At 45.0% G+C, this 21,119-nt stretch carries 12 protein-coding genes; 11 read left to right on the forward strand and 1 reads right to left on the reverse strand.

Annotation, left to right across the window (positions count from 1 at the left end; translation table 11 throughout):
* Nucleotides 1-82 precede the first annotated feature (82 nt).
* From secA2 to EP58_RS05040, 7 genes are all read left to right on the forward strand, one after another.
* Nucleotides 83-2,401, forward strand: coding sequence for an accessory Sec system translocase SecA2 (gene secA2 / locus EP58_RS05010; RefSeq protein WP_036090860.1), 2,319 nt, complete (start codon nucleotides 83-85; stop codon nucleotides 2,399-2,401).
* 83 nt (nucleotides 2,402-2,484) lie between these two features.
* A complete protein-coding gene (locus tag EP58_RS05015; RefSeq protein WP_036090863.1) occupies nucleotides 2,485-3,651 on the forward strand; it encodes an AI-2E family transporter in 1,167 nt (388 codons plus the stop codon).
* A 694-nt stretch (nucleotides 3,652-4,345) separates the two neighbouring features.
* Complete coding sequence (locus EP58_RS05020; protein ID WP_036090866.1) at nucleotides 4,346-9,598, forward strand: FN3 associated domain-containing protein; 5,253 nt, start codon at nucleotides 4,346-4,348, stop codon at nucleotides 9,596-9,598.
* A 240-nt stretch (nucleotides 9,599-9,838) separates the two neighbouring features.
* Entirely contained in the window at nucleotides 9,839-10,093 is a 255-nt protein-coding gene (locus tag EP58_RS05025) for a hypothetical protein (RefSeq protein WP_036090869.1), read from the forward strand.
* Entirely contained in the window at nucleotides 10,090-10,596 is a 507-nt protein-coding gene (locus EP58_RS16905) for a DUF2716 domain-containing protein (protein ID WP_052171348.1), read from the forward strand. The genes EP58_RS05025 and EP58_RS16905 overlap by 4 nt, the downstream gene beginning before the upstream one ends.
* 572 nt (nucleotides 10,597-11,168) lie before the next feature.
* Entirely contained in the window at nucleotides 11,169-14,579 is a 3,411-nt protein-coding gene (locus EP58_RS05035) for a leucine-rich repeat domain-containing protein (RefSeq protein ID WP_036090871.1), read from the forward strand.
* Nucleotides 14,560-16,644 carry a MucBP domain-containing protein gene (locus EP58_RS05040; RefSeq protein ID WP_036090873.1) on the forward strand — a complete coding sequence of 695 codons (2,085 nt, stop codon included), beginning with the start codon at nucleotides 14,560-14,562 and terminating at the stop codon, nucleotides 16,642-16,644. The genes EP58_RS05035 and EP58_RS05040 overlap by 20 nt, the downstream gene beginning before the upstream one ends.
* A 586-nt stretch (nucleotides 16,645-17,230) precedes the next feature.
* Here EP58_RS05040 and EP58_RS05045 read toward each other — a convergent pair.
* Nucleotides 17,231-18,964: a pyruvate oxidase gene (locus tag EP58_RS05045; protein WP_036090874.1), complete on the reverse strand. Its 1,734-nt coding sequence runs from the start codon at nucleotides 18,962-18,964 to the stop codon at nucleotides 17,231-17,233.
* A 136-nt stretch (nucleotides 18,965-19,100) separates the two neighbouring features.
* On the opposite strand from EP58_RS05045, the gene EP58_RS05050 reads away from it, so the two are divergent.
* Genes EP58_RS05050 through EP58_RS17480 form a run of 4 tightly spaced genes read left to right on the forward strand, consistent with a single transcriptional unit; the run spans nucleotide 19,101 to nucleotide 21,074 of the window.
* Complete coding sequence (locus tag EP58_RS05050; RefSeq protein WP_036090878.1) at nucleotides 19,101-20,129, forward strand: hypothetical protein; 1,029 nt, start codon at nucleotides 19,101-19,103, stop codon at nucleotides 20,127-20,129.
* A gap of 36 nt (nucleotides 20,130-20,165) precedes the next feature.
* Nucleotides 20,166-20,492: a hypothetical protein gene (locus tag EP58_RS05055; protein WP_036090881.1), complete on the forward strand. Its 327-nt coding sequence runs from the start codon at nucleotides 20,166-20,168 to the stop codon at nucleotides 20,490-20,492.
* 24 nt (nucleotides 20,493-20,516) lie between these two features.
* Nucleotides 20,517-20,924, forward strand: a complete 408-nt coding sequence (locus EP58_RS05060) for an SMI1/KNR4 family protein (RefSeq protein WP_036090885.1) — start codon at nucleotides 20,517-20,519, stop codon at nucleotides 20,922-20,924.
* Nucleotides 20,925-20,936: 12 nt separating this feature from the next.
* Nucleotides 20,937-21,074 (forward strand): hypothetical protein, encoded by a 138-nt coding sequence (locus EP58_RS17480; RefSeq protein ID WP_159106210.1) that lies wholly within the window; start codon nucleotides 20,937-20,939, stop codon nucleotides 21,072-21,074.
* Nucleotides 21,075-21,119: the final 45 nt, after the last annotated feature.

A 21,119-nucleotide genomic window follows, 5' to 3' on the forward strand; every position in this document is an offset into this window, starting at 1 on the left:
TAATGTGAAAATTGTTCCGTGATTTCCTTGGTTTTGCAATGGTTTCTAGGTTATAATAGGAGAGGATTAGGAGGCATAAAAAATGGCACAAACATATGATGATCGAAAAATAGTAAAAGCATATCGGGATTTGGCTCGCGAGGTAGTGAAGCGGGAAGATTTATATAGATTGATGGATCAGTCGGCGTTACAGGAGCAGACACAACACTGGTTGCAAAAGTTTCAGGAACGTGAGATTACGGAGCGGGATCGGATTTATATTTTTGCACTTGTAAGGGAGGCTGCGCGGCGTGTGGTTGGCCTGGAGGCGGTGATGGTGCAGTTGATTGGTGCTTTCGTGCTCGGTGATGGGAAAATTGCGGAGATGAAGACGGGGGAAGGGAAGACGCTCGTTTCTTTGTTTGTCATGTACATAGAAATTTTGCGGGGGAATAAGGTGCATCTTGTGACGGCGAATGAATATTTGGCGAAGCGTGACCGTGAGGAAATTGGGCGCGTGTTGGAGTACCTTGGCTTGTCTGTGGGCTTGAATGTTTCGGGGCTTGATAAGGAGCAGAAACAGGCGATTTATAAGGCGGACGTTATTTATGGAACGGCGGCGGAGTTTGGATTTGATTATTTGCGGGACAATATGGTGCGTCAGACGGAGGACAAAGTGCAGACGAGCCTTGATTTCGTGCTGATAGATGAGGCGGATTCGATTTTGATTGATGAGGCTCGGACGCCGCTTTTGATTTCGGATCGCAAGGAAGAGGATTTGACGCTGTATGGTGTGGCGGATACGCTCGTTCGGACGATGTTGACGGATGATTATGAGGTCGAGGAGAAGAAGCGTTTCGTGTGGTTGCATGACGCGGGAATCGAGAAGGCGCAGCGTTTCTGGGGCATTGATTCGTTATATGCGGAGGAACATCAGCCGCTCCACCGGATTACGACGCTACTTTTACGGGCGCATTTTTTGATGCATAAGGACAAGGATTATGTCGTGTTGGACGGGGAAGTCTTGATTATCGATCCGCATACGGGACGGGCTTTGCCGGGACGGCGTTTTAATGATGGTTTGCACCAAGCGATTGAGGCAAAAGAAGGCGTGGAGGTTCGGGAAGAATCGCGGACGCTGGCGACGATTACGGTGCAGAATTATTTCCGGATGTACAAGAAGCTTTCGGGCATGACGGGGACGGCGAAAACGGAGGAAGAGGAATTTCGGCATATTTATAATATGGATGTCGTGGTGATTCCGACGCATTTGCGGGTGAACCGGGTAGATAATGCGGATGAAGTTTTCTATACGCGGGAGCAAAAAGGGGAAGCGATTGTTCGCGAGGTTTCGTGGCTTTATGAGCGGGGGCAACCGATTTTGATTGGGACGTCTTCGATTAAGAGCAATGAGTGGGTCAGCGAGTTGCTTTTGAAAGCGGGGATTCCGCATCAAGTGCTGAACGCGAAAAATCATGAACAAGAGGCGGAGATCATTGCGCGCGCTGGAAAACGAGGCATGGTGACGCTGGCGACGAATATGGCGGGACGCGGAACGGATATTAAGCTTGATAAAGGCGTCTACACATTGGGTGGTCTTGCGGTGATCGGGACGGAGCGTCATGAGAGTCGCCGTATCGATTTGCAGTTAATGGGACGTTCTGGCCGCCGTGGTGACCCTGGTTTTAGTAAGTTTATTTTGTCACTGGACGATGAATTGGTCGATCACTTCGATAACAAGCGTTGGGAAAGCTATATTCGCCGGATGAAGCGGAAATATAATTTTGATGATAAACCGGTGCATTCGCGAAAAGTGCATCAGTTGGTGATTGAGGCGCAGAAACGTTTAGAGGGCTCGAACTATGACATTCGGAAGGACTTGCTCGCGTATGATGAGGTCATCGATATCCAACGCAAAAAGGTATACGAAGAGCGCGACCGCCTGCTTGGCATCGATAAATTGGGCGCTTTCTCCGAGCGAATTTTGCGGGAAGTGGCGGAAGATGTTTTCTCGGAACGCGAACCAGATTTAGACGCGCGCTACGCAAAAATGGGCGAATTACTCGGCGGAACGAAATTTCCATATTCGTTTGACCAGGTCACGTTGATGTCGCAAGAAGAAGCCGTAGAAGCGCTCATTTTCTGGCATCGGAAACAACGAACGAAATTCCCAACCGGGACAATCAATCAAATCGAAAAAGAGGTTTATCTGAACTTGCTGGATCAAATGTGGGTGATGCACTTGGATCAAATGGTGCAACTCCGAGAAGGAATTCATTTGCGCGCTTACGGGCAACAAGATCCACTCGTGATGTACCAAAAAGAAGGCGCAGACCTATTTACCAACTTCCAAGATCGCTATCATTTCTATTTTGCGCACGCTTTATTGGAGCTCGATCCAGAAGGACTTGTATTAGGATAAACGTAAATACGTGATATCTCTAGGGATTACTTGTATACTAGTTTACAAACGAGACGAAAATAAAGGGAAAGAAGGTTGGGAGAATGAAAGAGTCCATTTCGAAATTCAAACAGTTTATTACAGAAAACAAATTTGTACTCGGTCTGCTAATTTTCTTGTTAGTGGCGCTGGACATCTATGTTTTAACGAAGATATCATTTATTTTTGACCCGATTATGGTCATTATAGCTACGATTGCGGCGCCGATTATTTTGGCCGGAATTGCTTACTATCTATTTAATCCAATGATTGATTGGCTGGAGAAAAAAGGCTGGAAACGCGGTTGGTCGATCGCTTTGCTGTACGTGATTATCACCGGTGTTATCGTGTTGATTTTCAGTTTTATCGTGCCAGCCGTGAAAGATCAAATCGTGAGCTTGGTGAAAACTTTCCCGTCTTATTGGGATAAAGTCGTCGCGAAGTTCAATGAATTCTCAGAGTCACCACTTTTCGATCAAGTAAAAGACAAGGTGCAAGGCAATCTGAGCGAAATCACCAAAACAATTTCTGAAAAAGGCGGAAGTGTTGTAAGTAGCGCGGTCGACAGCATTGGAAACGTCGTTGGAACCGTGACCGAAGTCGTACTCGCCATCGTAACAACGCCTCTAGTCCTGTTCTATCTATTAAAAGACGGCAATAAACTACCAGACTACCTATTGAAAATGTTGCCAGTCAACTCACGCGCACATACACGCCAAGTACTACACGAATCGAACGGCCAAATCAGTTCATACATTCGCGGACAGATTATCGTTAGTTTGTGCATCGGTATTTTGCTATTCATCGGTTACATCATTATCGGTTTGCCGTACGCACTGACACTAGCAATCATCGCGGCATGTACGAGCATTGTGCCATACTTAGGACCCGTTATTGCGATTACACCAGCGATTATTATAGCCATCGTGACATCGCCATGGCTACTTTTAAAACTGATTATCGTTTGGGTCGTCGTGCAATTATTAGAAGGTAAATTCATTTCGCCACAAGTCATGGGTAAAACGCTAAAAGTACATCCGATTACGATACTATTCGTGATTTTGGTTTCCGGAAAACTATTTGGTATACTAGGCGTCATTTTCGCAGTACCAGGCTACGCGGTGCTTAAAGTCATTGTGACACACATGTTCACTTGGTTTAAACGCGTATCCGGACTTTATGGCGAACAACCAGAAAGCGACTATTTAGAAGAAGACAAGCCGACAAAATAAAATCCAATGGAATTCTCATAAAGAACACAAGAGAATTTCATCGAACCTCTGTAATATAGAGAATGTAAACAAGGTAGCAGTCAGTTTCCCCCCCTTTTTCTAACTGGGAACCTTGAAAACTCCTTTTTCGACCAGCCCCCCCTAGGCTGGTCGTTTTTTGTTGGTACTGTAGGAACAAAGTGACTTACAGTACCAATATAAGGACGAACGAAGTGAGAAGTTAATCCATGCCCTAAATCCCTAAAACATGATCACCTACTCTAACCCCTCGACCAAACCACCATATAACCGATTGAATAAAAATACATAAAAATGTATATTAAAACCGCCATCACCATCATAAAAAACATTGTCCAAACTGTGAACACGCCCCATTAAAATCCCCAAATTACCAGACAATTAAATGACACATCAACTCAGATAACGATAAGGTATGTATAGGGACAGAATAAAATACACCAATAAGAACCTACTGAAAATAAAGACTAGAAAGGTAGGAGGAAATCACATGGGAGTAGGCGTATTCAGCGCCAATCGTCTTTTTTTAAAGGCTAAATAGGTGAGAGAGAGAAAACCTTTACGCAAAATAAGTATGCAACACTAGTGCGGATAAATGTATACTATATCACAATCAAAAAGGAGGATATGACTATTTTGCATGAAAACTTATGTATAAATAGTTGTGAATTTAACCATGAAAAAGAGAGAAAAGTTTGGTTTGAAAATTTTATCGGCGGCGATGATCGTTGCTTTGATGGTGCCGAGTTCGATTGGGAACATCGCAACATCGGCGGAAACGGAAGTAGCTACAAAAACAGAACAAGCAATTGAAAAAACGTTTAGCCATAAAACAGAATATCCAATACAAAAGGGAATAGATGACGCAGAAGTTACGAGTACAGCAGTCAATTTAACGAGCACAGGGCTGGATTTACACGGTTTAGCTGGAGCAACACAAGCCACTTACTTACGATTTGCCGATGTCGTTTTACCGAGTGATGCGAAAATTTCAAAGGCGTATATTTCATTCACCACACGCGATGCATCGGCGGCAGCGAACGCGACGACTATTAGCATCACAGGGGAACTTGGTACGCAGGCTGCATTTGCAAGTACGGTAGCCTCTTTTACAAGCCGCCAATTTACAGAAACTGCTGTGAAAATGATAACGCCGGTCGTAGCGGTCAACACAGTTTTCAATACGAATGACGTGTCTTCTATTGTGAACGAAATGCGCGCGAATACAGCAGACATCAAAGACTACGTGTTCAAAGTAACTGGGAGCGGATTAGGGTCATTTGTGATGCGTTCTTACGAGTCAAACGCAGCGATGGCGCCAAAACTCGTGTTTGAATATACATCTGCATCTGGCGAGTACAAAGCCAATATCGCGAGCACATCGGATGACGCAGAAGAATACGGCATAAATAAAACGATGGATCTGAACTCGGCGATGGAAATAGGCGGGTATTATTCAGCCACGTTAACACCGGCCTACAAAGATACCTCCGCTTTCCGTTTTGCGAATGTAGCGTTGCCGGAAAATGCAAAAATTGACGACGCTTATCTAGAATTCACGACTTACGGCACCACTGCAAATCGTGTTTCCAATATGTCCATTGTGTCAGAACTCGGCAATCCCACGGCTTACACGAGCGTAGCAGGAAACATAAGCAGCCGTAACTACACGAGTTCGACTGTGAAATATGAACAAGCTTCCTTCACGACAACTGGCCAATCCATCCGAACGCCAAACCTCAAAAGCATCATCGACGAAACGCGCTTAATGGGCTGGCAAAATGGCAATGCTCTCGCGTTTAAAGTCAACGGTGATAACTTTATTGGTAGCGTTTATCAAGGTGGTTCAGCCGTAGCATACCAACCGAAATTAGTCATCAAATACACGTATAGTGAAAATGACGCGGTTGGGGAAAATGTCGAAAAAGACCCAGCACAGCTCAAAAATATTTTTATCAACGAAGTAGCAAGCATGGGCACGGACGCTCAGAAAGATGGCTGGATTGAGGTTTTTAACAACAATGATGTGCCAGTCTTTTTTGAAAAAGATGTTTTTATATCCGATGAAGCGAGTGCTTTAGGGAAATCAGAGTTGAAAAACCTCTATATCCCTGCAAAAGGTTACCGAATTGTGAAAGCGGACGGGACGGCAAACTTCACATTAGGCGATCACGAAACCACGCTTTATTTAGCAACAAAATATGACGATAGCTTCCACAAAATAGATACGTTCGACGTGAAAAAGATGGCGTTTGGCGAAACAATGGGACGCTTCAATGACGGGGAATCTAATATTGTTTCTTATAAACCAGGAACGTATGAAAGCACGAATAACGACGCGAAACCAATTGTGGCGATTGCGCTAAACCAAAAACCAGGGATGTATAAAACTGGCTTTGATTTAACGATGAAATCCGATAGCGTCAACACGATTAAATATACACTCGATGGCACGACGCCAAGCGAAACGAATGGTATTTTATACACAGGCCCAATTACGATTGACAAAACGATGACCGTTAAAGCTTACGCGTACAATGCGAAACAAAATAGCGGCGTCCAAACTTATGTCTACTCGATTCGAGAGGATGCGGAAAACATACCGCTAGCTAAAAAAGAATTTAGCGTCAAAACTGGCACGGATGACGCCGAGGTTAGCGCGACAGCCGTCAATTTAACAAGCACGGGTCTAGATTTGCACGGTCTCGTTGGCGCGGTACCGCAAGCCACTTTTGTGCGTTTTACCGATGTGGCATTTCCAGCGGATGCCGTGATTAGCAAAGCATATATCACATTCACCACACGCGATGCATCTAGCACGCCAACGAATTTGACGATTTCAGGAGAAGTTGGAAACGGTAGCGCGTTCAGTTCTGCAGTCACAACCTTCACGAATCGCCAACTAACAAATAGCACAGTGAAAACAACGACTCCTGCCAAAGTAGCGGTGAATGAACTCGTAAACACCGAAGATTTAGCACCAGTAATCGACGAAATGCGTGCAGGAAATCCGGACGTGACGAATCTCGTTTTCAAAATCGACGGGGATAAAACGGGCTCTTATCTTGCTCGTGCGTACGAATCAAACGCTGCAATGGCGCCAAAATTGGTCGTCGAATATTACTCGGGATATGGTGATTTTACTGGAAAAGTCGCGGCGGCTTCCGATGACGCAGAAGAATACGGCACGGCAAAAGCCATCGATTTAGGCTCTGTTCTAGAAATTGGCGGCTACTACTCCACCAATCTGATTCCGGCGTACAAAAACACCGCAGCTCTGCGATTTACCAACGTCGCGATCCCAGAAACTGCCGAGATTGAAGATGCTTACATGGAGTTCACGACCTACAACACCAACGCCGCAAAAGTGAGTTCTAACATGGAAATCCGTTCTGAACTTGGCAATCCTGAAACATACAAAGCGGTAGCAGGCAACATCACCGCGCGTAACTACACCAATTTGGCAGTGAAATATAGTCAGCCAGCTTTCACGGCGAGCAATCAAATCGTTCGTACGGCTAACTTGAAAAATATCATCGACGAAAATCGTTTAGCAGGCTGGAAAAATGGCCAAGCGATGGCATTCCGTATCGACGGCGATAATTATATCGGAAGTGTGTACCAAAACGGCTATCCCCAAGCGGCGAAACTGATTGTGAAATATAAAAACAACGGCAAAGGTCCAGGCATCGACGGCGCACTCACGACACCTGACAAAATTCAAAACGTCTACATCAACGAGCTATCATCAGAGGGTACCGCGAGCTCCAAAGCAGCATGGATCGAGCTTTACAACGACAACGATGTACCGGTTATTTTGGATAAAGGAATGTACTTGACCGACAAAGCGAAGACACTCGACAAATTCGAGTTTTCCAACTTCCTTATCCCTGCAAAAGGCTACCGGATTCTGTATTCTGATAAGGCGACCGAGCTTGGAAATAACCACCTGAATTTTGAAATCGGTGGGAGTGGGGATGTTATTTTATCCGCAAAAGTTGGCGCCACAATGAAAACGGTGGATTCGATTAAGTATACGAAGCAAGCGTACAATCAAACATTCGGACGCAAGCCGGATGCCAGTAAGAATTTGACTGTATTCAGCTCTGAAACATTCGCGAAAACGAACAACGATGGGCAAGAAAATTATGCCGTGCAATTCAGCAAGGAACGCGGCGTTTACGATACCGGTTTTGAATTGAGTCTGTCTTCTAAAGCGGGAACAACCATCAAATATACGCTGGATGGCATCACGGATCCGAGCGCGACAAAAGGAACGGTCTACACAGGACCAATCACGATTAGCAAAACAGCCGTTGTTAAAGTGTACGCCTATGACGCGGATGGCAATACAGGCGTGATTTCAAGCACCTACGTTCTGCGCGACAACTACAAAAATGAAGTGACATCTGGGTATCAATGGCAGTTTAAAAACACGATAACGAGCGATGAATATGCCGAAGCAATAGATGATTTCCCGATTGTTTCCGAGACAGGTAACACGGCGAATCTGAACGCGACGACTTACGTACCAGGAACTTTCGAGTATTTAGACACGCATATGAATAAAGGTGGAACCAACTACGTCAGCTATACAGGCGGGAAAAAATTCGGACAAGTCAGTTCTGGGCAATACAATTCGGGAGTAGCAGTGAAGTTCCACCGTGACTATAACGCGAAAAAAGCAAAATACAACTTCTTTGACGCAACGCCGGGCGAAGCCTTCCCAGTCGTAGGCAAATTCAGCAAGTTAGAATTAAAAGAAGGCCAAGACGGCCCGCAAAATGATATCTACAATCTTGGCTACAATCGTTACGACGAAAAAGTAACGAACACGTTGGCGCAACAAATGAACAAGATTTCACTACACGCAAGATACGTGCATTATTTCTACAACGGAAAATACATGGGCGTGAAAACGATGCGTGAAGATTTTGGTCAAAATATGTTTGAAGAATATTTCGGTGGCAGCGATGATGATTATACTAAAATTCGTTTCCAAGATGGCTATTTTGTACCGGGAATTGTCGAAGCTGGCGATGGTGACACGAACATTTTGACGAAAGTAAAAGCCGTTGCCGCAGCGAAAAATTTCCAAGAATTTAAGCATTATGTCGATGTGGAAGATATGATTAAAATGCAGATTCTATTCATGTTCGTGGATACAGAGCGTGAAGTGGATGCGGTTGTTTCGAATGATATTTTGAATGGAAATGGCGTGAAAATGAAGTTCAATATTAATGACACGGACGGTGCTTTTTACAATAATGGTGGTACTGGAACGAGTTATTCGGCGCTAGCTGGAGGCGGTGGAACGTATCGCTTCAAGTGGCTCGATGTGACGTCAAGACGTGGTGCTGGTGATTTCTTCGGGAATTTCTCTGGAGATAGCCAAACAGCAACGGCCGGAAATTTGGAATTCAAAACGCTCGTTAAAGATCAAGTTTTAGCACAAATTGGTCCAGCGAGTGGTGAGTTCGCGGGTGCAGCAGGAGCTCCGCTGTCCGTAGCGAATGTGAAGCAGCTCATCGCGGATAACCAGAAAGAAATCGACGCGGCCTACAAACTCGATGCAGCATACATGGGCGCGAGAAACACGATGTATAAAGACTGGTTGAATGTTCAAGTTAAAGTGCAGAACCAAACCGCAGATCGTGTGAAATATTCGCTCGAAATGTGGGCGAAATACGGCATGGCGCATACGTTGCAAGCCGTGAAAATCGTGGCAAACGATGCGGGTGTGGTTTTAGAAAATCCTAACGCCGGAACCGATGTTTACTATACAACAGATGGCAGCGATCCAATGGGCGCAAATGGCGTTGTTTCAAGTACAGCAACGAAATACGAAGCAGGAACAAAACTTGACGCAAACGCAAAACTGACCGTGCGCGCCTTTACTACTAACAACTGGGGGCCACTAATAAAATAAGATTGGAAAAGCCCAGCGTGGCGACAAACGCTCATTTTCGTCGTTAAAAGCTCCGTTCCAGTGCTCACGTACCCTAGTATGTTCCACGCTGGTACTCGCTTTTGCCTAGAAACTAAGCATCTGTCGCCACGCTGAGGTTTGGTAGGAACGCATAGGGCATAGTTTTCAATAGCCTTGGAAAAGTCTTTTATCTCATGTATACTGTGAGGTAAAAGGCTTTTTATGTTGGGAGAGTTAAAAATGAGTGCTGGAAAAATTATAGTTGGCGTCGTGGGTCTGATTTACGCGGTGATTTTGGTTAATATTATTTACTATATGGTGCAAACGAAGGCTGGGCTGGCATTTCCGGTTTGGATTCAAATCGTGCTCGGTGTTTGTTTCTTATTTGTTTCGGTATCTAATTGGAAGGCGAAACATTATATTTTCGGGAGTCTTTTTGCCAGCGCGGTGATTTTGATTGCAGCAAGTGTGATTGTGACTAGCGTGTTCGGATGATGGAATGGTATGAAATAGAGCATTGGCGCGCGGTGGATGAGAAGTTTCATGCGCGATATAACTTTCAGCCGTTGTGTTCGATTTTTGCGAAGGGGATTGAACCGCGAGATTCGAATGTGGTTTTTAAGGAATATAAGATGGCGGTTAAGCGTACATATACGGAAAATGATGATTTGGAACAAGCGTATTTTGACGGGGAGAAATGGACGAAAGAGCTGTTTTTACGGTTTTTCGGGGAGGAGATGTATGCGCTGGATTCGTATCATGACTATTATCGTTTTCTTGTGAATACTGAATATCCGCGTGGGGAATTTGGCGAGTGGTGCGTTCCGTATTTGCCGGACGGTGACTATTATTTCTTTCTAAATATGGACATGAGTTTGGCGTGGCTCGGCCATCCGTGGCGGAATACAGTGACGGTCGTTGGCGCGGAGCTGGTGGCGTATATTGAGGAAAATGGTTGCCCGTTTTTAGAGGGAGAACCAGCATCTCCGAGTAAATAGGACATCGCGTAATATTCTGAATATTACGCGATGAACGAAGTTCCTTTTCATTATAGCGGAATGATGGAAGGAGGCAAATCATCACTTGCTGTTCTTCTCCTAGTGTTTGAAAACGCTAGCGTGTCCCATTTACTCGAAGTTAATGGTTCTACCGCAATATGGGACGTACGCTTCTTAAAATTTCTTTCCATCATCCCTTCTATCCATGTAAACAAAGACACCATTTCGTCTTATTTTGTATACATAATGAAAGTGCCTCAATGACTTGATTCGAGTATACCCCAGTCACCCAGCACCATGCCGTCTGATTGCAAGCATATGGGAGGGGAAGATCATGCCATTTGTAAGTCATAAATCTTAAAAGAAAGCGGTTCTTTTTTATAAATGCTTCCGCTATAATAAGTGAAGGAATCTAGGTGGCTCGCCTGGATGAACGTGAATGGGAGGCTATTTGTTCACAAAATGGTAACAAAAAAAGGGGAGAAACGAAAAATAGTAGACATGGACGGTCATTTCAACATGGTATGCTAAACAATGACGAGACATTTGATAGGAAAAAGGGGAGAAAGAACATGTTTAAAAAAAAGGGATTACTTCTGTGGCTGTACATACTGCTAGGCATTGGTTGTTGGGACATCAAAGGAGAGACACAGGTACATGCGAGCACGTTGGAAAGCTATCGTACTTTGTTTCCGGACATCACGTTAGCGCAGGAGGTCTATCGCACGATTCATCCAGAAATCGAAGAGGAAGAAGAGATGGATTTAAATCGCTCGGTAACAGAGGAAGAATTGGCACACGTAAAAACGGTCACAGACTACACACGTGGCCTTCGCATCCAGAATCTAACAGGGATCGAACATTTGCCAGCATTAGAGTCGCTCTATTTAGAAGGCGATCAAACCGGCAAAATCAATTCTTTACAAGGAATAGAAACATTAAAGCAGCTACGGGTGCTGTCCTTGAAAAATGAAAACATCACAACCATTGATAGGTTGCGCGACTTACCACAATTGGAAGAAGTGAACCTAGTAGGCAATGAGATCGAAGATGTAGCGCCATTAGCAGGTTTGGCATCCCTCACCGTGTTAAACATCTCCGGGAATAAAGTCATGGATTTGCGTGCTTTAAGGGATTTAGCCGTCGTGAAGACGCCTGGTTTTCAGGCCTTATCGCAAGCAGTCACAAAGGAAGCGACAACAACGGGAGAAAACCAATGGATGTCGATTTGGGATGAGAATGGCCAGCCGTTGTCCCCTGTTGGTTTTACAGGGAACCTGGAACCATTAGGGGAAACTAGTTTTTATTGGACGACACCTGGCACCAATAAAGCATGGTATGGCGGGGGAAATACGAGTAGTGCGCCCTTTAGTGTGTTTGTCACACAAGAGGTGCGTGGCGAAAAGCTAGACCCACCTGTTGGTATACGAGCGGCAAGCAGTACACCAGAGGGAACCCCCTTAGTGCTGTTGAATGCGGATGGACAAGAGATTATTGGAAGTGCATTTTTCTTGACACCCAGTAGCGCTGATAACGGTAATATTGAAATGTCTAATTCACAATCGATAGAACAAGCAATAGCCGTATTGAATCAGTTACCAAGTAATTCGAGCCAGCACAAAGGAACCTTGATTATCCCAAAAGGAACGTGGCAGATGATGCGCCAAATCAAGGTTTTAGAAGGGATTACCGTACAAGGGGAGAACACGACAACAACGCTCATACGTCAACCAAAGTATTTCGAAAAAAAGCTAGAAGACCGGAACTTCCAGTATGATTCACTAGTTCGTTTGTATAACTATACAACCATTAAACAACTACGATTAGATGGACAACGAACTCTGACAGATAAATCACCATCCGATTTGTACTATCAAAATGGGATTACGCTACATGGACAGTATGAACCAGAGGGGATTGTTCCGCCTCCCTTATCCCAGTATCAACATGATATTCTTATCCAAGATGTACAGATTGAAAATTTTAATGGAACAGGCATTATGGCGGACTTAGTCTATGATGTCACGATAGAAGGGACAGAGGCGCCAACGCCAAGATATCATCCAATGGCCGTCGATAACATGGGGCATGATGGGATTATGGTTTACTCTGGAAAGAATGTGCGTATGCATCAAACATTGGTTAGAAAATTAGGTCACGACAAAGGCGACTCCGTCCGTGCGCACTTTTATGGTATTGCGGCTTCAATGCGAAAGGTTAGCGGTTATTCAGGGGAACAATCTGTCATTGTAAGAGATCAATTACGGTTTCCGCTCAGTGAGGATATCACCGTAGAAAAAAATGTGGTGTTAGAAAATCCCTATTGGGAAGGGATTGATGGGCATTCGGTTCAAAACTATACCATTCGGGAGAATGTGGTCATTGGTGCGGATCGTGCCATTGTGATTGGTGGCCAAGAATATAGCCAACGCTATTTTTTCCCGTCGCAACAGGTGCGGATTACGCACAATCGCATCAATCAACTACAAGATCGGGAAGCTTGGGTATCCCATACGCCAACGTCGCAAGCGGGTATTGTTGTGTGGGGAACCACCGATGGTACACCTCTATTTGATAGCGTAGGAAACGTATTGCCAAAAATAGAGACCAATAAAGGGTATACAGAAGATACCCTCATTGCTTATAATACCATCGACGCTATTTATCCGAGAGAAGTCGATACGCTCTTTTTTGGTGGGATTGCGATCAAGCTAACACGACAGCTGACGATCGAACAGAATAAAATTGGATTGGAGCGACCGCATTCGGTACAAGTCGCAGGCATTAGTTTGACGTCTAGTAATATGGGGTTTGTCATCACGGACAATCAATTTGGTGCCATTGGGTATTTGGAAACAGCCACCGGAGGGAAAGCGAAAGCCGTCCCTAGTTTGCGCGATGTATTTTCACCGATTGCGTTTCGTGAGATGCATAATGCGCATACAGATACGGCGATGCCAAGCGTCAAAGATCGGACGAGCCGGATAGAACGGAATGTCGCTGCGAGCTGGAATCCGTCCATCATTGGCGATACGAAATTTGGAGAGCGGTCGAATAATCGTTATAGTGGTGGCGAAACGAATCTGTTCCAAGACACGATCGGAGAAGGTGTGACGACGCTGACACGTGTTGCGTCGGCTTATGGCGTCACACAGGTGCAATGGTTGCCGTCGTTTGGTACCGTGGAAGGAAAGGCGGGTATGGATATCGCACGCGTGGATATTTATGCCGCACCGATTGCGGATATGGCGGAGCTTGATACCAGCAAGCGAGTACCCATCGCCACGGCAAACGTGGATGCATCAGGGAATTTTCAAGTGACTGGTGTGGACGGAGCAGCGCTCGGGGCATCGCCGCTTCTCCTAGTGGCACGGAATAAACATGCCAATCCCTTGTATCAGTATGCGGTCACGCAACAGCTATTGATCCCATCTTACCGGCTTACCGTTTCACCTTATCCATTGGATAGTCAAGATATTGTCGGACTTTACGACCCAGCAGCTACGAAGGTGGTGCTGTATGTGAATGGGGTCGCGAAGAAAAGCGGGGCATTAGATGCGAGCACAGGCAGCTATCGGATTAGTGCCAAAGGATTGATTGACACGGCGATTCAAGACGTGGAGCTGGTGATGGTACGTGGAAGTTCGGAGATTCTACACCGTGTGAAAGTCCGTGTCGAAGATCCTTTGACGGTGGAGCCTTATGTCGTAGGCGATGCCTATGTACGGGGACAATTCCCACGAGGGGTGACGAAAGTGGTGCTCTATGTGGACGGGGTCGCGAAGAAAAGTGGTGCGTTGCAGACCACTGACCCGAATCGTCCCTATCTCATCTCGGCGCAAGGCCTGATAACCAATCCCAAACAAGTGGTGGAAGTAGTCGCTTCGGATGGAAACGTGGTGCGGGAACGATTAATCGTCCCGATTTCTACCACCCCAATACAAACGATAAAGGAGTATGAATATGTACAAGCAAAGGAGTAAATCGAGTTGGTTTAAATTATTTTTATGTGTGCTAGTCATCGGCAGCACCATCTGGTTACCGAAAACAGCACAGGCAGAAGATGGGCCTGTTTTTCCCGTAGGGAAAACATTCGAAGAGGTCATGCCAGATATGTTTACACGGGCAGCATTTGGTGCAGAAATTATGCAGACGACCGAAGCGGACTACGCCAAGAATGGAATAAAATACGGGAAGCAGATTGTAACACAAGCAGATTTTGATCGTGCGATTACTAGCCGTGTTAAATATGAGGACTCTATTAACTATACATTTGACACGGAAGGGATGCAGTACTTGCGCAATTTGGAGGTCTTTCGTTTTTATTCTGGTTATACGGGTGTGGATATGGATGACCTTTCCTATTTAGCCCCATTAAAAAAACTAAGGGAACTATCGTTGGGGGATGTGACGGGTGTGACAGATTTATCCCCCTTACGTGGTTTAACGAATCTAGAGTATTTGTTCTTGTGGTCGAACATAGGGATTACGGATCTATCGCCATTAGCTAATTTAACGAAATTAGAACAGTTGCAGTTAAATAAAACGAGTGTGACAAGTATTGCACCACTCCGAAACTTAACGCATCTAAAAGGGCTAACCCTTGACGGTTATTTTGACGATGCATGGACACTAAAAGATTTACCATTATTTCAGCGAGAGGATACCATTTATTCGATGAGTACCACCATCACTTTGCCGCCAACAGTGATAGGAAAACCTACGGTCGTAAATATACGAGATAGGTTTGGCAACCCCCTATCTAGTGCAGACTTATGGATGGACTTTAAAAATGGAGATGATATAGGAACTTTCGAAAATGGCGTGGTGACTTGGAATAAAATTGGGATGGGTACTATTAGTAAAGGAAATCCAGGGAAAACCCAATATCAGAGGTTTGGTATGTCCATTAATCAAGAAGTAAAACCCCAAGTAGCCGGTCAACCAGTTACCGTGCAGTATGAAACCGAAACAGGGGATGTGTTGGCGGACCCCATTGTCTTGCAAGGGATGCAGGAGTTTCCTTATGAAGCCGTTGCGAAGGCATTGGATGGGTATACCTTAGTGGCGGAGCCATCCAATGCGACAGGTGTGTTTCGTGATCAACCGCAGACGGTACGTTTTGTCTATAAAAAAATCGAAACAGGAAGTGTCCATGTGCATTATGTCGATGCAGAAGGAAAAACAGTACGCATGAGTGATGTCTATACAGGAAATGTAGGAGAAGCGTATGAACTGGTATGGCCAACGATTGCTGGGTATCAGGTGAAGGAAGCGCTAACCTCAACAGGTCAGTATACAGTAGAACCGCAAAAAATCACGCTTGTGTATGTTCCAGAACAAGCAACAAAAGGAATCGTGGACGTGCAGTATGTCGATAGCGACGGAAAGGCGCTACGTGCGCCAGATAGATATGAGGGTAAAATTGGAGAAGCGTATGAACTGGTATGGCCAACGATTGCTGGGTATCAAGTGAAGGAAGCGCCAACCTCAACAGGTCAGTATACAGTAGAACCGCAAAAAATCACGCTTGTGTATGTTTCAGAACAAGCAACAAAAGGAATCGTGGACGTGCAGTATGTCGATGTCGATGGAAAGGCGCTACGCGCGACAGATAGATATGAGGGTAAAATGGGAGAAGGCTATACGTTGACATTTCCGACGATTCCAGGTTATCGTCTAGCGAAAACACCGGAGGCAAAAGGAACATACGGAGAAGGTGTGACAACGCTTCGGGTGGTCTATAGCGCCCAAGGAAAAGAAGTAGAACCGAAGAAAGATGGGCAAGAAGAAAGCCCCCCTAGACCTACACCAGAAGCCGTGCCGTTGCATGAAAAACCGGCTACGCCAGTAGCAGCGACCATCCTCAAGCAAGGTGTGAGTCTACCTGCCACGAGTATACAGGAGGCAGGAAGTGATGCTGTTCAACAAGTAATCGGAGCCCGACTTCCAGTAACAGGGGATGCTTCCGGTGTACCGATGGCACACCTATTCCTAGGCGTTTTCTGTTTCGTTAGTGGGATGTGGCTCTGGAGAAGAAAATTTTAAGCAAACGTATTAGCAAGTTCCGAAGGGTGTAATTTCCATGGTGGGTTGCACCTCCATTAGTCTATAATAAAAGATCTCGTTGACTGTGGTAACTAAACATGGGAAATGAAAATGTTTGTCATTAAATTCTAATCTGGATCACAGCATATTTTTTTCTTTACGATGTAATATGTAAACATAAGCTAACAACAAGCATATTCATACTTCTCCCAAAGCATGGATATATGAACTCCTTTTTTGACCGTCGCGGTTACTCCCTTTTCCGCGGTGGTTTTTTGTTGTCTGAACAAAAAGTAAATGTCTGATAAGGGTTTACCCTTATCAGACACTTTCAAGTGATTGCTAAATGCCAAGTTCCATTGTAAAATTAGGGTGTTAAATAAATTGTAGCCAATATTATATTTGGAAGAAACTCGATTCATAAGATATTCCAATCATTATAGCCAGAACATTGCGTAATACCCGAATTGATCGGAAATTCTGGTGATACCCCTTTTAGAATGAAAATAGAGCGTTGGGACAGACCTCTAAACATGACAAAATCGCCTACCCAATTAATATGGGTAGACGAAGATTATGCCTCTTTCTAAAAGAACCGACGAATGATGGTTTTTAGTGATGGCATCTTGCTGAAACGGTGATCTTCTAGGACGGAGCGGATTTCGAATTTTGTGTATCCGAGTGCTTCGTCCATCACGATTTTTCCGGGAAGTGGTGCGGCGTTGCTATCTACTACCACGTCGATAATTACTGGACGTTTGGCGGTACGGGCGGCTTCGAAGGCAATTTCGAGGTCTTCGAATGCTTCTACGCGGAACCCAAGTCCACCGCAACTTTCGGCAAAATCGGCGTAATTGATATCGGGCAGGTCAATCGCATAATTCAGCTCGCCGGCGGATTGTTGCTCGTATTTGATGAAGGAAAGCTCCTTGTTGTTCAGCACGACGATAATCATTGGGAGTTTGTAATGCACGGCTGTGACAAAATCTTGCATCACCATCGAAAAACCACCGTCTCCTGCAAGCGCGATGACTTGGCGATTGGGGAAGGCATATTTTGCGGCGATAGCTCCTGGTAGTGCGCAACCCATCGTTCCAAGCCAAGCGGAGATGAGAAAATCGTTCTGGTGATCGAGTTGTAAATAACGCGTACTCCAAACTGTTGACGTGCCGACATCGATAGAGAAGATTGCGTCTTTCTCGGCGATTTTTTGAATGCTTGCCATCACGGCTTCTGGTGCGATTGGAGTGCCGGTTTTCGCTTGATCTTCGCGGAGCCATTTCCACCAGTTAGCCATGTTTTCCTGAGAGGCTTCGAGAAATTCGCGCTTCGCTATGTAATCTGTCGTTTCGATTAGAGCGGTAAGTGCTTCTTTGGCGTCGCCGACAATGCCGACCGTTGCTGGAAAACGATGGCCAATTTTGGATGGATCGATATCGATTTGAATGCATGTGACGTCATGTTGCGGCAAATAGTCTGTATACGGATAATCATTGCCAATCATGAGCAGTAAATCCGCTTCCTGCATCGCTTCATAAGCTGGTTTTGTGCCGATTTTGCCAAGGTTACCGAGGAAATTCGGATGCGAGTCTGGCATGACTCCTTTGGCTGGCAGGGAGATGATGACGGGCGTTTTTGTGTGCTCGGAAAATTGGACGAGCGTTTCTTTGGCGTTTTTGGTGCCGATGCCTGCTAGGATAATCGGATTTTTCGCGGAGTTGATAAGCTCTGCTGCCCGAGCGATGGTTTCTGTCGCGATTTCCGGTTTGATTTGCTCGTAAACTTCCCGTTTTGGCTTGACGGTATTTTTGATTTCTGTCAGTGGAATGTTGTTTGGAATCGTTAAAACGGCGACTCCTTTTTTCTCGTAAGCGGTGCGAATGGCTTCGTCCACGATGTCTGGCAAGGTTTCCGCGCTTTCGATTTGTTTATTGAAAACGGCGACATCCGCGAATAAAGTTGGCAGGTCGACTTCTTGGAAATATTTCGTGTTGGCGACGCTGGTTGGGACTTGGCCGGCTAGAACGAGCATCGGCACGTTATCCATTTTGGCATCGTACATACCGTTTAGCATGTGAATCGCGCCGGGGCCACCGATTGACAGGGCCACTCCGATTTTTCCGGTAAGTTTGCTGTAAGAGGAAGCGGCGAGTGTGGCGACTTCTTCATGGCGAACGTGGATGAACTGAATGGCTTCCTGCTCGGCACGGAGCGCATCGACAATCGTATCGATCGAGTCACCCGGAATCCCGTAGACATGATCGATATCCCAGTTTTTTAGCGTGTTCACGAGAGCTGTACTTGCTTTGATTCTTGACATGTGTTCGTCCTCCTTCATAGTAATTGAGCGTATAGTGTTGTCTACCCTACTTGCGCGTAGGAAAACTTTTTTACTATTGAAGATATTTGGAAAACTGGGTATGATGGAGGTTAGAATATTTTAAAAGGAGAGGCATATGGGGAAAATAGAGGGAATTGAGAAATTAGCAGATACATCAGATTTTGACGTGATTCCTAATGCAAAATCGTTATATGAGATTAGCTTTGGTCGGGAATATGGAACGGAAGATTTATTGGCGATTTGCGGGAATGATGTGGCGACGATTATTATGGATTCCGATAAGGATTTGGAGGCTGGGCTAAAAGAACGTGGGACGCCGTATCATTTTTTTGGATATCAAATTTTTGTGCCACTTCCGAGTTTGAGCGATGTGCGTTTTTTGATAGAAGGCTTTTATTTGAGTAAAGTTGTGGATCACATGTCGGTATTTTTGATGAAGGAATGCCAGCCGAAATTGGATAAGGTTCAGCTGAAAAAGAAGGCGGAATGGTGGTCGGAATATTACTTGCAAGATGGCGCGGTTTCTTTATTTTTGACGGATTATCAACGTGTGGCGCTTGTTTGTGCGCAGGATGATGCTACCGCTAAGGACTTTATTGAGGTTCTGAAAAAACGGATGGCGGGGGAGCGCGCGCCTTTAATTGAAACAATTGAGGAAGCTACGGCGCTAGAAATTCCGGATGAACTACTTGCGGATTTGAAGTTGCCACCAGCATCGGGGTTTAATCACGTGACTGGGCAGTTATTGTCTGACGCGTCAATTATGAAGGTGTCGCGAGCACGTGATGAGATTGATGCCATTTATGACGACGAATTGGTGCAGGTCATTACGACAGAAGACTTGGATGATTTTTTCAAAAAGGAGAAGATTCCGGTTCAAAGGCAGAATGGTTGGCTTGTTTCTGATGCGATTCCAAAGGCGAAGCGGAAAGCGGTGTTATCGAGATGCCATAATGAGGCTTTAACGGATGTGACCTATTTATTTTATGGTAGCGTGCCGAATGTGCGCTATGAGAAGAAACAGAATCAGGGATTTTGGAGTAAGTTGTTGACATCGTATTATTATCCGGTTTTTGAATTGGATGAAGAGGGCAAATGTGTGGTGCTGGCTCTGAATGGTCAAGTCGCGATTTGTTTTGAATAAATAATTATTAATAGAGAGAATAGGAGAACAGGGAATATGGATATTATTTTATTAGCGATCATTGCTTTTTTTACATTGATTTTTGGATATTATGGGAGTATGGTAGGTTACTTTTGTGTGACTGGACGGCCTGCGAAAATAGACGATCTGATTTTTTTGAAGAAAACGAAAGCGTATTTGCGTGAAGAAAAAGTAGAACCGACGAAACTGTTTAAAATGAAGTTTGCGGTTATTGTGCAGTTTGTTGCGTTTACGTTGTTGGCAATCGTTTATTTTACGACGGATGGCTGGGGTTTTGCGTTGATGACTGTTTTTGCGGGGATTTATTTCGGGACGAATGCTTTTATTGCTAAGTTGATTTAGGAATTAATCACAGGAGGGATAGATATGGAACGTTATATAGCAATGAGTACGACGCAAAAGGAAGGCGTAATGCTGGCAGATTTGGTGAAGTTAGAGCATGAGTTGGGGATTCGTTTTAGTTCGGAGTATCGAGAGTTGGTGCAATTGGTGAACGCGCCGGAGTTTGGTGAGTGGCTGTTCTATCCTGTGAGAGATACGAGGGATTTGAAAAAAACATTTGATGATGTGGCACGGAATACAAAGTTAGCACGTGAAAATGGTCTATCGGATGCATTTATTGCTATTGCGGAAGATGGGACAGGTGATTTGCTATGTTTGCGGATTGGGGATTCGGGGGAACTTTTGAAAGAAGTATATGTGTGGCTTCATGAGACTGGTGAATGTGAGCAGACATACCGTGATTTAGGCGAGATGATTAAGATGCAAGAATGAGGAGGTTGAAAAATGAAACACTGGTGTGGCTGGGATAAAATGAACAGCTTTGATTCTATCGTGGCAATTTTGCAGGAATATCGGGAATTGGAAGAAACGGTTGCCGCTCGTGAGGCGTTCGATCGTGCGTTGGAGGAATTAGTTGGGTAATTTTATTCCGACTAAGGTTGAAGTAGTCCGAAAATTATGCTAAAA

This window comes from Paenilisteria newyorkensis, assembly GCF_000766145.1.
Classification (GTDB): domain Bacteria; phylum Bacillota; class Bacilli; order Lactobacillales; family Listeriaceae; genus Listeria_A; species Listeria_A newyorkensis.